General features: G+C 66.4%; 11 protein-coding genes and 2 tRNA genes. 4 read left to right on the plus strand and 9 right to left on the minus strand.

What is annotated here, in order from left to right; genetic code table 11:
- Nucleotides 1-3 precede the first annotated feature (3 nt).
- The 9 genes from ACYQ4W_RS04300 to cooS form a co-directional block, all read right to left on the minus strand.
- Nucleotides 4-1,065, minus strand: a complete 1,062-nt coding sequence (locus ACYQ4W_RS04300) for a glycosyltransferase family protein (RefSeq protein WP_459853238.1) — start codon at nt 1,063-1,065, stop codon at nt 4-6.
- A 41-nt stretch (nt 1,066-1,106) separates the two neighbouring features.
- The gene (gene rfbD, locus ACYQ4W_RS04305; RefSeq protein WP_459853241.1) at nt 1,107-2,006 is read right to left on the minus strand and encodes a dTDP-4-dehydrorhamnose reductase; all 900 of its coding nucleotides are present in this window, start codon (nt 2,004-2,006) and stop codon (nt 1,107-1,109) included.
- Entirely contained in the window at nt 2,003-3,022 is a 1,020-nt protein-coding gene (rfbB, locus tag ACYQ4W_RS04310) for a dTDP-glucose 4,6-dehydratase (protein WP_459853244.1), read from the minus strand. Before rfbB ends, rfbD begins: the two co-directional genes overlap by 4 nt.
- A gap of 127 nt (nt 3,023-3,149) precedes the next feature.
- Nucleotides 3,150-3,608 carry a tRNA (cytidine(34)-2'-O)-methyltransferase gene (locus ACYQ4W_RS04315; protein WP_459853246.1) on the minus strand — a complete coding sequence of 153 codons (459 nt, stop codon included), beginning with the start codon at nt 3,606-3,608 and terminating at the stop codon, nt 3,150-3,152.
- A gap of 72 nt (nt 3,609-3,680) precedes the next feature.
- Nucleotides 3,681-3,756: transfer RNA gene (locus tag ACYQ4W_RS04320), tRNA-Val, on the minus strand.
- A 141-nt stretch (nt 3,757-3,897) separates the two neighbouring features.
- Nucleotides 3,898-3,991: transfer RNA gene (locus ACYQ4W_RS04325), tRNA-Sec, on the minus strand.
- Between the two features lie 81 nt (nt 3,992-4,072).
- Entirely contained in the window at nt 4,073-4,711 is a 639-nt protein-coding gene (locus ACYQ4W_RS04330; RefSeq protein ID WP_459853248.1) for a Crp/Fnr family transcriptional regulator, read from the minus strand.
- A gap of 52 nt (nt 4,712-4,763) precedes the next feature.
- Complete coding sequence (locus ACYQ4W_RS04335) at nt 4,764-5,555, minus strand: ATP-binding protein (protein ID WP_459853250.1); 792 nt, start codon at nt 5,553-5,555, stop codon at nt 4,764-4,766.
- 86 nt (nt 5,556-5,641) lie between these two features.
- The gene (gene cooS / locus ACYQ4W_RS04340) at nt 5,642-7,537 is read right to left on the minus strand and encodes an anaerobic carbon-monoxide dehydrogenase catalytic subunit (RefSeq protein WP_459853252.1); all 1,896 of its coding nucleotides are present in this window, start codon (nt 7,535-7,537) and stop codon (nt 5,642-5,644) included.
- Nucleotides 7,538-7,878: 341 nt separating this feature from the next.
- On the opposite strand from cooS, the gene ftsH reads away from it, so the two are divergent.
- The 4 genes from ftsH to ACYQ4W_RS04360 are packed head-to-tail and all read left to right on the plus strand — an operon-like array spanning nt 7,879 to nt 12,415.
- A complete protein-coding gene (gene ftsH, locus ACYQ4W_RS04345) occupies nt 7,879-9,876 on the plus strand; it encodes an ATP-dependent zinc metalloprotease FtsH (RefSeq protein ID WP_459853255.1) in 1,998 nt (665 codons plus the stop codon).
- Entirely contained in the window at nt 9,873-10,745 is an 873-nt protein-coding gene (folP, locus tag ACYQ4W_RS04350) for a dihydropteroate synthase (protein ID WP_459853258.1), read from the plus strand. Before ftsH ends, folP begins: the two co-directional genes overlap by 4 nt.
- Nucleotides 10,746-10,754: 9 nt before the next feature.
- Nucleotides 10,755-11,504 carry a diadenylate cyclase CdaA gene (cdaA, locus tag ACYQ4W_RS04355; protein WP_459853260.1) on the plus strand — a complete coding sequence of 250 codons (750 nt, stop codon included), beginning with the start codon at nt 10,755-10,757 and terminating at the stop codon, nt 11,502-11,504.
- Between the two features lie 2 nt (nt 11,505-11,506).
- Entirely contained in the window at nt 11,507-12,415 is a 909-nt protein-coding gene (locus ACYQ4W_RS04360) for a CdaR family protein (protein ID WP_459853264.1), read from the plus strand.
- Nucleotides 12,416-12,430 lie beyond the last annotated feature (15 nt).

Raw genomic sequence — 12,430 nt, forward strand, 5'->3', positions numbered from 1 at the left:
TGTTCAGATATCGCCGGTCTGGGCCTCAAGGCGCGTCCAGTGCTCCAGCACGGCGGTGCGCTGGGCGTCCAGGCTGTAGGCCCTGGCCGTGGCCCGCGCCTGGGCGATGGTGCCCACCAGCAGTTGCGACGGATAGGCCGCGCCTTCCAACATCCAGGCCGCGGCGGTTTTAAGGTGCAGGGCGCAGCCCAGGATGTCGGCGTCCGCGCTCCACAGGCCGTTGCCGCCCCAGGCCACGGGCCGAAGCCCCCACCAGGGGGTGAAGGACGCGGCGTCGCCTTCCGGCGGCAGGGCCTGGCGCATGTAGTCCGCGCCGCCAAAGCCCATGAAGCCGACAGTGAGGCAGCCGCAAGCCATGGCCTCCAGCGGTGGCAGCGGGCAGCCTTCGGGGAAGCCCGTGGCCAGAAATATGTGCACGGAGGCCAACGCCTCGGCAACGCCCTGGGCGGTGAGCCCGGCGATTTCGACCCACTCGCAGCGCGCAGCCAGGGCCGGGTCGAGGTGCAGAAAGGTGTCCTTGATTTGGTGGGCCAGGGCCTTGTTCTTGCGCGGCATCCAGGCGATGCGGATTTTGCCGCCGCTCAGGATATCGGGCTTTTTCTCCGGCGCGCGGAACAGCTCCAGGTCGATGCCGGGCCGCAGCACGGGGGCGGGGCGGCCGGTGGTGGCCGTGGTGTACCGCGCCACAGGATCGGACACGGCCAGGAACTCCACGGGCAGCTTGCGCCAGGAGACGCCCTCGGGCAGGGCGGAGAGCAGATAGGCCCAGTTCTGCACGTAGACGAGGCAGCGCGCGCCGGCGTTCAGGCCCGGAGCGAGCGCATTGACCCAGCCCTCGGGCACGACCCACAGGTCGCCGGGCGCCAGGGCCAGCTTGTCCCAGGGCATCACGGGCGCTTCCACGAATGATTCCGAAGGGCTCCAGCCGGGGCCGTCGGTCGCGGACTCGCGGGGGACCAGAAAGACCTCGCGGCCGGAGGCGGCAAGAAAGGAGGCCATGCGCCGGATGACCGTGACGCCGCCTGCGGCCTGGCGCACCGGGGGGAGAAAAAAGAATGTCTTCATAGCTGGCTGCAAACCACAATCGTTGGGCTTTGGCAAGCCGGTCACGCCGTCGGCGTCAGCCCGGACACATACTCGGCCAGGGCTTCGCGCCAGTGGCGCGGGGTATATCCGGCCAGGCGGGCCGTCTCGGCCAGATCCAGCACGGAATAGGGCGGGCGCTTGGCGCGCGTGGGGTAGCCGCTGGTGGGAATGGGTTTCACCACGCAGGGCAGTCCCGCCAGCTTCACCGCTTCGCTGGCCAGTTCGAACCAGGAGGCCGGGCCGGAGTTGGCGGCGTGCAGCAGGCCCGTGGCGCCGTTTTTGAGCAGCGCCACGGTGAGCGCGGCCAGATCCGTGGTGCACGTGGGTGAGCCGAACTGGTCGTTCACCACGCCCAGTTCCGGGCGCTCCGCCGCGAGCTGGAGAATGCGCTCCACGAAGTTCATCTTGCCGGGGCCGAAGAGCCAGGCCGTACGCAGGATGAGCAGGCCGGGAATCTCCAGCGACAGCAGGCTTTCCTCGCCCGCGAGCTTGGAGGCGCCGTAGATGCCAAGGGGATTCGTCGCGTCCGTGGGCAGATAGGGCGCGCCCTTTGCGCCGTCGAAAACAAAATCGGTGGAGTAGTGCACCATGCGCAGGCCGCGCTCCTCGGCCAGCACGCCAAGCAGCGCGGGCAGGGCCGCGTTCAGGCGGTACGCCTCTTCCGGCTGGTCCTCGGCCAGGTCGACCTGGGTATAGGCCGAGGCGTTGACGATGCACAGGTCGTCGGGGTTCTCCTGCTCATGCTCGTAGAGAAAGTCGTCCAGGGCGTCGGCGTCGAAGTAATCCACCTCCGCGCCGGAAACGGCAACGGCTTCGACCCCGGCGGCGTTGAGGGCGGCGGTGACGGCGCGGCCCAGCAGGCCGTTCTTGCCGCCCAGCACCAGGGCCTTTTTCGGCAGGGCGCTTGGCTGTCCGGTCATGCGCGCTCCTTGTACCAGCGGTCCATGAACTTGAGGTACGCGCCGCTCTGCACTTCATCCAGCCACACGGAGTTGGCCTGATACCAGGCGATGGTGCGCTCCATGCCCTCGGCGAAGGTGACGCTGGGCGCAAAGCCCAGCTCGCTGGCCGCAAGGTCGAAGTTCATGGCGTAGCGCCGGTCGTGGCCGGGCCTGTCGGTGACGAAGCGGATGAGCGTGTCGTTCTGCGCGGTGAGGCGCAGGATGGTGCGCACGACTTCGATGTTCGGCATCTCCGCCGCGCCGCCGAAGTTGTACACCGCGCCCGCGCGGCCCTTTAACAGCGCCAGCTCGATGCCCCGGCAGTGGTCGTCCACGAAGATCCAGTCGCGCACGTTCTGGCCGTCGCCGTACACGGGCAGGTGCTCGCCCTTGATGGCCTTGGTGTACATGAGGGGGATGAGCTTCTCCGGAAACTGGAACGGCCCGTAGTTGTTGGAGCAGCGGGTCACCACCACGTCCTGGCCGTAGGTTTCGTGATAGGCCCGGGCCATGAGGTCGGCCCCGGCCTTGGAGGCCGAGTAGGGGCTGTTCGGGGCCAGCGGGGTGGTCTCGTGGAACTGTCCCGCGGGACCGAGGGTGCCGTACACTTCGTCCGTGGAAACGTGGACCACGCGGCCGGTCTTGGCGCGGCGGGCGCAGTCGAGGATGTTCTGCGCGCCCAGCACGTTGGTGGTTACGAAGGGCGAGGGGTCGTCGATGGAGCGGTCCACGTGGCTCTCGGCCGCGAAGTTCACCACGGCGTCGATCTTGTGCTCGGCCAGCAGGCCGGAGACGAGCTCGCGGTCGCAGATGTCGCCGTGGATGAAGGTGTAGGCCGGGCCGGCCTCGGACTCCAGGGCGCGCAGGCTGCCCAGGTTGCCCGCGTAGGTCAGCTTGTCCAGATTGAACAGCCGCCAGTCCGGGTGGCGCTGGCGCATGGCGTAGAGAAAATTGGCCCCGATGAATCCGCAGCCGCCGGTGACGAGAAGGCGCATGGAACGCTCCTTATATGCAAAGGTTCGCTGCTTACTACCCGCTGGCCGGACGTTGCGCAAGGGAGGGCTGTGCCGGCCGGGGCGGCAGGCTCTTGAAGCAGATTGGGGTGAAGCAGGGCGATCGGCTTTACGGCAGCAGATCGAGACCGCCGGTCTGGCGCAGGGCCTCGTAGAGCAGAATGCCCGCGGAGGTGGAGAGGTTCAGGCTGCGCACCGCGGGCAGCACGGGAATGCGCACGCGCTCCGGGCAGAGTTCGAAGAGCGACTCCGGCAGGCCGCGTGTCTCCGGTCCCAGCACTATGGCGTCGTCCGGCGCGAAGCGGAACGTGTGGTGCGGCACGCCGCCGCGCGCGCTGGTGAGCACCATGCGCGTGCGCGGAAAGGCGGCCTCGAAGGCGGCCCAATGCGGGTGCACGGTCAGGTTCACATTGGGCCAGTAGTCCAGGCCAGCGCGCTTCAGGTGCTTGTCGTCGATCTTGAAGCCCAGGGGCTCGATGAGGTGCAGGGGCGTGCCCGTGGCCGCGCAGAGCCGGGCTATGTTGCCGGTGTTTGGCGGAATTTCCGGCTGGTAGAGCACGATGCGCATGGACGCTCCTGATTTGAATCTGCTGGGTGCTGAAACGAAAAAGGCCCCGACGATGCGGGGCCGATTTCTCTATGGTGGGCGATCCGGGATTTGAACTCGGGACTTCCACCGTGTGAAGGTGGCACTCTAACCGCTGAGTTAATCGCCCGTAGGGAAGGACTCTTTAAGGCAAGCTCCCGGCTGTTGGCAAGTATTTTTTGCAAACGGCCGCGATTTTTTTCGTTCCGGGTCCGGCCGCCCCGTGGCAGGCAAAACCGCGGCGCGCGTGAACGGACCAATGCTGTGCAAATGGCGGAAGCGTATAGGAGTCGAACCTACCTGTGACCTTTCGACCACACAATGGATTTGAAGTCCATGCGCCACACCGGTGACGATACGCTTCCACACATGGCCAGCGGACCAATCCTCTAACCGCTTTGGCGGCGCACCGCAAGACGTGGCGGGGCTATTTGCCGCCAGTCCCCTCATTTCAAGGCTTCAAGGTCGGGGATGAAGAAGTCGCCCTTTCCCCGCAGTTCCAAGAGCCGGCTGCGCTCCAGCGCGTTGAGCATGGTGGAGAGGGTTTGCCGCGTGGTGCCAAGCAGGCTGGCCAGCTGCTCCGTGGTCAGGCCCACCTTCACCAGGGTGCCGCCGCCGGGCTGGCTTATGCCGCTTTGCGAGGCGACGAAGCGCAGGAAGCGCACAAGCCGCGTCTGCACATCGCGGAAGGCCAGGTCGTCGATGATGCTGATGGAGTGCCGCAGCACCTCGCCCAGCACGCGCACCATGGTGCCGGTGAACTCCGGCAGGCGCAGCATGTGCCGCCGCACCAGGGGCGTGGGCGCGCAGAGCAGCGTGGTGTCCTCCAGGGCGGAGACGTGCGCCCGCGTGTGGGTGCTGTACACGTCGCCGCGCTCCAAAATGGCCAGGGCGAACTCCTTGTCCTCGTAGGCCAGGAACAGGCGCGCCCGGCCCTTGGCCACAATGAAGATCAGGTCCTCGTGGTGGTTGGGGGGAAAGATCTGCGCCTTTTTCGGAAAAGCCCGCGACTGGAAGCACTGGGCCAGTTCTTCGAGACCGGGCTGTTTCAAAACCGCCAGGATATCGACGCCTGTGTGCATCATAGGGGGGACCTCCCAGGCCTTACGGCACAATATCTTTGGATGTGTCCGCGAATCAAGCGCTTTGCACCTGCTCCCGCAACATTTGCAAAAGGTTTTGGCACAGCCCGCCCACAAGCGCGTCTTCCGGCAAGCCGAGCACGCTGCCGCTTGCAAGCTGGCGCGCGCGCAACCCGGCCAGCGCGGGCACGCGGAGCACCTCGGTCGGCAGGTCGAGTCCGGCGGGAGGCGTGTCGCCGGGTTCGCTGCGGTTCAGCACCAGCGCCTGGCGTGTCAGGCCCAGGCCCCTGGCCAGGCGGGAGACCTCGGCCGCGGTGCCAAGCGCCCGCAGGCTCGGCTCGCTCACCACCACCAGGGCGTCCACATCGGCCACGGTGCCCCGGCCCAGGTGCTCCACCCCGGCCTCCATGTCCACCAGCACCCACTCGCTGCGGTCCAGAATCAAATGGGCCAGCACGGCCTTGAGCAGGGCGTTGGCCGCGCACGCGCAGCCGCTGGAAGCTCCGGCCACCGTGCCCATGACCAGGAGCCGCTTGTCGCCCGGGGCCACGCCCGCGAGCGGGGGCCCACCCAGGGGCAGGGGCACGCTGAGGGCCTCCGGCAGGCCGGAAACGTCCGGATTGAGCGACATGTAGCCCTCGCCGATGTGCTTGCGGATGATGTCCTCGCGCTCGGCCAGGGGCACGGGGTTGCAGGCCGGATCAAGGCCGGAGGCCTGCCCCAGGGAGAGCGCCGTGTCCGCATCGACCAGCCAGACGTGTTCGCCCCGGCGCGCCAAATAATCCCCCAGCCATGCGGCGATGGTGGTCTTGCCCGCGCCGCCCTTGCCCGCGAATGCTATCTTCATGCTGCCGCCCTCGTTGTCCGGTTAAGAACGTTGCGGGCCGGCCGGAGGCGTCCGCTCCGGCCGGCCCGAGCCATGCCTGGGACCGGCTATGCGGAGAGGCCCAGGGCCAGGCGCTTCATGCTGATGCGCGCGTCAAAGAGCTCCGCGGCCTTCACCGGGTCGGGCTCGATGACGAAGGTTGCGCCCACTAGGTCCTCCAGTCCGTTGACGGCAAGGTCCGTAACGACCGAGGAGCCCAGGATGTGGGGCGGATGGCCCAGGTGCGTGTAGATGCCGCTGGCCACGGCATAGAGCCCGATGGCCGCGGCCTTTTCCGAGTACCACTCCGGGGAGCTTGCGCCCACGGGCAGGTCGCTGATGTCCACACCGAGTTCGCCCGCCAGGGCGGCGCAGAGCTGCAGAATGCGCGAGTTGTCCACGCAGCTGCCGTAGTGCAGCACGGGCGGAATGCCGAGCGCGCCGCACACGGCTTGCAGTCCCGGCCCGGCCATTTCGATGGCCTCCGGCACCAGCAGGCCCGCCTTGCCCGCCGCGGTGGTGATGCAGCCCGTGGCCAGCACGAGGATGTCGCGCTTGATGAGCTCCTTGGCCAGGCCCACGTTCATGGAGTCCTGCTGGAACTTCGGGTTGTTGCAGCCAACGATGCCGACCGCGCCACGGATCTGTCCGGCCTTGATGGCGTCCACTAGGGGCGTGAGCGTGCCGCCCAGGGCGCTTATGACCGCCTCGTTGCTGAAGCCGGTCATGATGTCCACGGGTTCGCCGGGAATCTGCACGCGGGCGGGATCGCGGCGGGCAAAGCCCTCCACGGCCTCGGCCACGATCTTGGTGGCCTGCTCCAGGGCGTTGTGCGGATGGATGGAGTAGTGGATGGCCCCGGAGAAGCGCGCCTTGTCCGCCGTGTCGAAGAACTTGGTGTGGTAGCAGTGCGATATCTGCACAAGGCTGGGCATGATGCACTGGTAGTCCACCACGATGGCCTCCACCGCGCCGGTGATGATGGCCAGCTCGGTCATGAGGTGGTTGCCCGCCATGGGGATGCCCTGGCGCATGAGCAGTTCGTTGCCGGTGCAGCACAGGCCCACGACATTGATGCCGCTTGCGCCCAGTTCCGCTGCGCGGGCCAGCAGCTTGGGGTCGCGCGCGGCGGCCAGGATCATCTCCGACACCACCGGGTTGTGTCCGTGCACCAGCACGTTCACCTGATCCTTCTTGATGGTGGCGAGGTTGGTGGTGGAGCGCCGGGGCATGGGCGTGCCGAAGATGATGTCGGACAGCTCGGTGCCGATCATGGAGCCGCCCCAGCCGTCGGCCAGCGCGGTGCGCGCGGCGTGGAGCATGGTGTTGGGCGCGTCGTTGTCGCAGCCCATGTGCGTGCGGTGCATCATCTCGGCGATCTCGCGGTCCACGCCGCGCGGGGTCATGCCGAGCTTGTCCCAGATGTCGCGGCGCTTTTGCGGCACGCGGGAAAGAAAGGCGATGGCCTGCTTGCGGCTGCCGAAGTCCGCATAGCAGATGTCCATGAGCTCGCGGGCAACGTCCAGGAGTTCGCGGCCTTCCGTCGCCACGCCAAGCTCGGCCGCAATGCGCAGCAGCTTGGCCTCGTCGCGGATGACGTAGTCGTGGGTGTGCTGCTCCACAATGGCCTCAAGCACCTCGATGAGGTCGCGGCCGTGGTCGGAGTGCCCGGCCGCGCCGCCCGCCACAAAGCGGCCGAAGTTGCGGGCCACGATGACGTGCTCGTCCGCCCCGCAGACGCCCAGGCGCATTTTGGCGCCCGGCTTGCTGCTGATGCGGCAGGGCCCCATGGTGCAGTTGCGGCAGGTGGTGCCCAACTCGCAGAAGGTGCAGTGCGGCGTTTGGGACTGCAGCCTGTCCCAGGCGGTGGCGATGCCCTCGGCCTTGGCCTTGGCGATCATCTGCTTCGCGTCTTCCCAGATGGTCAAGTCGTCGATGTTCAATTCCGTGCGTTCCTTGAGCATGGCGTCCTCCCGCGGTTGTTTTTGTGTTCCGGCATGCTGTGCCGGTGGTTGACCATGAGACGAGGATGACGTCATTTGAGGGGCGAAGCTGTCGGCTGGCTGACGCCGGAGGGAGAAAAATGCGGATCTGCGCAAACAAAGTGCGCGGGGCGCAGAAAAGAATATCCGATAGTCATGAGTAAAATGGCGGGAAAGCTGTGACCTTCGCCCCTTGCTTTTTCACGCGTATGGCTTATCTTGCAGTTCATTGACTGAGCCATTCTCTCGGGAGCAGGCATCCTGCACCGGTTTGCGGCCAGGTTCCGATCCACAGCGCAAGCCCGCCACCGGAGGTTCTCCTCTTGAATAGCTTCACTAAGAATTTGCTCATATGGGCGACCATATCCCTGGTCATGGTCGTCCTCTTCAACCTCTTCAGCCAGTCGCCCGCGCCGCAGCAAAAGCTGTCGTACAGCGATTTTGTGACCCGGATTAAGGACGGCGAGGTCGTCTCCGTCAAAATCCAGGGCCAGAAGATCACCGGCGTCATGACCGGCGACAAGAAGTTCGTCACCTACGCGCCCGAAGACCCGAACCTCGTCCCCTCCCTGGTGAGCGGCAAGATTCAGGTGACGGCCGAACCGCCAGAGGACTCCCCCTGGTACATGACGCTTCTGGTGTCGTGGTTCCCCATGTTGCTGCTCATCGGCGTGTGGATCTTCTTCATGCGCCAGATGCAGGGCGGCGGAGCCGGCGGCAAGGGCGCCATGAGCTTTGGCCGGTCCAAGGCGCGGCTCATCAGCGAGGACACCCAGAAGGTGACCTTCGAGGATGTGGCCGGCGTGGACGAGGCCAAGGAAGAGCTCTCCGAAATCGTCGACTTCCTGCGCGAGCCCAAGAAGTTCACCCGCCTGGGCGGACGCATTCCCAAGGGCGTGCTGCTCGTGGGCCCTCCGGGCACGGGTAAGACGCTCCTTGCGCGCGCCGTCGCGGGCGAGGCCGGCGTGCCCTTCTTCTCCATCTCCGGTTCGGACTTCGTGGAGATGTTCGTCGGCGTGGGCGCGGCCCGCGTGCGCGATCTCTTCGTGCAGGGCAAAAAGAACGCGCCCTGCCTCATCTTCATCGACGAAATCGACGCCGTGGGCAGACAACGCGGCACCGGCATGGGCGGCGGCCACGACGAGCGCGAACAGACGCTCAACCAGCTGCTCGTCGAAATGGACGGCTTCGAGTCCAACGACGGCGTCATTCTCATCGCCGCCACCAACCGCCCGGACGTTCTCGACCCGGCGCTGCTGCGCCCCGGCCGCTTTGACCGCCAGGTGGTGGTGCCCACGCCGGACGTGCGCGGCCGCAAGCGCATTCTGGCCGTGCATACGCGCAAGAGCCCCCTGGCCGAGGAAGTCGATCTGGACATCCTCGCCCGCGGCACACCGGGCTTCTCCGGCGCGGACCTGGAGAATCTCGTCAACGAGGCCGCGCTCCATGCCGCCAAGGTGGGCAAGGACCGCGTGAACATGAGCGATTTCGAGGAAGCCAAGGACAAGGTCCTCATGGGCAAGGAACGCCGCAGCATCATCCTCTCCGACGAGGAGAAGAAGACCACGGCCTACCACGAGGCCGGGCACGCCCTGGTGGCCAAGCTCATTCCCGGCACCGACCCGGTGCACAAGGTGACCATCATCCCGCGCGGCATGGCCCTGGGGCTTACCCAGCAGCTGCCCGTGGACGACCGCCACAACTACTCGCGCACGTACCTTGAGAACACCATGGCCATGTTCTTCGGCGGCCGCGTGGCCGAGGAGCTGGTGCTCAACCAGCTCACCACCGGCGCCAGCAACGACATCCAGCGCGCCACCAAGATGGCCCGCAACATGGTGTGCCAGTGGGGCATGAGCGACAAGTTCGGCCCCATGAGCTACGGCGACGACGGCCAGCAGGTCTTCCTCGGCCGCGACTTCATGCAGCACAAGGACTACTCTGACGACACGGCCCGGCTCATCGACGCGGAGATCCGCCGCTTTGTGGACGAAGGCTACCAGCGCGCCAAGCAGCTCTTGACCGAGAACATGGCGCATCTGCACAAGATCGCCGAGGCTCTGCTCGAGCGCGAAAGCCTGAGCGGCGACGAGATCGATCTGCTGATGCAGGGCGAGGTTTTGCCGCCGCCCACCGAGGAAGGCAGCGTGCGCCGCGCGGCCAAGGCCTACGAGGACATGAGCCGCAAGTTCGGCGACACGCCCCCGGTCGCCGGAGATGCGCCGGTCGATCCGAACGCCCCAAAGGCGGCCGAGCCCGAGTTCAAGCTGGAGGAAGTGCCTCCCACGCCGCCCAAGAAGCCCTATCGGGAAGAAGAGTGATCGGCGCGGAAACCTGGACCATATCGGGGGGCAGGGTGCTTGGCCCTGCCCCCTTTCTTTTGGCTGGCATCGTCAATGTCACGCCGGACTCGTTTTATGACGGCGGCCGGCACAGCGACACTGCCTCCGCCGTTGCCCAGGCGCTGCGCCTTGTGGACGAGGGCGCGCACATCCTGGACATCGGCGGCGAAAGCACCCGCCCTGGCGCGCCGGAAGTGGGCGAGGCCGAGGAGCTGGCCCGCGTGGTGCCGGTGTTGCGCGAACTTTCCGCCCTGCCTGCACGCACGCTGGAGGGCCTGAGCGGCCCCTTCCCGGTGCTCGCCGTGGACACCTACAAGGCCAAGGTCGCGGCCGCCGCCCTGGATGCCGGCGCGACCATCGTCAACGATATTTCCGCCTGTCTTTTCGAGCCGGAGCTGCTTGATGTCGTTGCGCAGCACAAGCCCGGCTATGTGCTGATGCACAGCCTGGGCAGGCCGGGCACCATGCAGCGCGACCCGCGCTACGGCAGTGTCGTGGACGAGATTCTGGCCTTTTTCGAGGAGCGCATGGCCGTCTTGACCGCGGCGGGCGTCCCCGAGGCCAACATCGTGCTTGACCCCGGCATTGGTTTTGGCAAACTGCTGGAGCACAATCTGTCCATTTTGCGCGGGGTGGAGCGCTTCGGCAAACTGGGACGGCCCGTGTATATGGGCTTGTCGAACAAGACCGTATGGGGCATGCTGCTGGGCCTTGGCCCGCAGGAGCGGCAACACGCCACGGCTGTGGCCACTGCCCTTTTGACGGCGCGCGGCGTGCTGGTGCACCGCGTGCATGAGGTGGCCCTTGCGAGGCAGGCGGCCCTGGTCGCCCAGGCCATAACGGCATAAGGTTCGACGATGGAATATCTCATCGGCTTCAATGTGGCCTGGCGCGAGGTCCTCGACATCCTCCTGGTGACGGGCATCTATGCCTACATCATCCACCTAGTGCGCGGCACGCGCGCGGTGGCGGTCATCTACGGCCTGGTGCTGGTGCTCCTTGTCTACTATCTCTCCAATGAGCTTGGCCTGTACTCGCTCAACTGGTTGTTGACGAATTTCCTTGGCTCCATCGTGCTCATCATCATCATTCTGTTCCAGGGCGACCTGCGCCGGGCATTGGCCCAAATGGGCGCCGGCCGGTTCTGGAAAAAGCCGCAGCTCTCCGAAGCCATCGTCGACGAACTGGCCCAGGCGGTCATGGCCATGGCCAAGGCCAAGGTGGGCGCGCTCATCATCATCGAGCGCTATGAGCCCCTCGGCGAAGTCATCGAGCGCGGCGTGCCCCTCGACGCCGTGGTCACGGCCTCGCTGCTCTCCACCATCTTTCAGGTGGGCACCCCGTTGCACGATGGCGCTGTCGTGCTGCGCCGGGGGCGTCTTGCCGCGGCCGGGTGCATTCTGCCCCTGTCCTCCAAGCTCAAGGCCCAGAGCCTTTTCGGCACCCGCCACCGCGCGGCCCTTGGCATCAGCGAGGAATCCGACTCCCTGTCCATCGTCGTTTCCGAAGAGCGCGGCACCGTGTCCATCGCCATGGGCGGGCGGCTCACAACATCCTTGAATGAACTGCGCCTGCGCAGGGTCATCAAGAACGCCCTGGAGCGCTAGCCGTGCTCAAGAACTGGAAAGACATCGCCATCGCCCTGGCCCTGGCCATCCTCACCTGGTACCTGCTCACCGGGCGGGAAAAGGTCGAGGCCTGGGTGGACATGAACGTTGAAATGACCAACGCGCCCATGGACCTCACCATCCGCAAGGGGTTGGTGAGCAAGATCGAGGTGCGCGTGCGCGGGCCCAAGGGGCTGGTGCGTTCGCTCGACCGCCGCAAGTGGACGTATTCCCTGGACGTGAGCCGCCTCAAGGTGGGCGAGAACCTCGTGGACATCGACCGCGAGCGCATTCCGCTCTCCATGGCCTATGAGGTTGTGGAGATAAAGCCCTCGCGGCTCATCCTCACCGTGGACCGCCTGGCCAAGAAGAACGTGCCCGTTGTGGCCGAGTGGCGCGGCGCGCTGCGGCCCGACTACCGCCTGCTGGAGATCAAGACCCAGCCGGAGCTGGTGGAGGTGCGCGGGGCGGAGCGGCAGGTGCGCCAGATGACCCAGGCCCGCGTGGGCGTGCAGATAGATTTCGACGATCCTCCCGCGGTCTGGTCCGACGACGTGCCCATCAAGCTGGCCGACGGCGTGGAGGCCAACCCCGGACAGGTGAAGGTGACCATGCGCTTCGGCCCGGAGGTCAAGACCTCCTGGGTGCGCGTGCCCGTGCGCGTGGAGGCGGGCTCCGGCCTGACCGCCCACAGCAGCATCAAGCATGTGCGCATCCAGGTGGAGGCGCCTGTGCCGATTCTGCGCGAGGCCGAGGCCGGCCGAGACATCGAAGGCTTGGCCGCCGTGGTCAAGCTGCCCGGCGGGCTTAAGGCCGGCCGCCATATGGTGCGTTACGAGCTGGAGATGCCCGAAGGCTTCCGCCTGATATCGCGCCAGCCTGAGACAATTGAAGTGACGATCCGCAAATAGCTGCGGTTTCCCGCC

The organism is Humidesulfovibrio idahonensis (genome assembly GCF_054657715.1).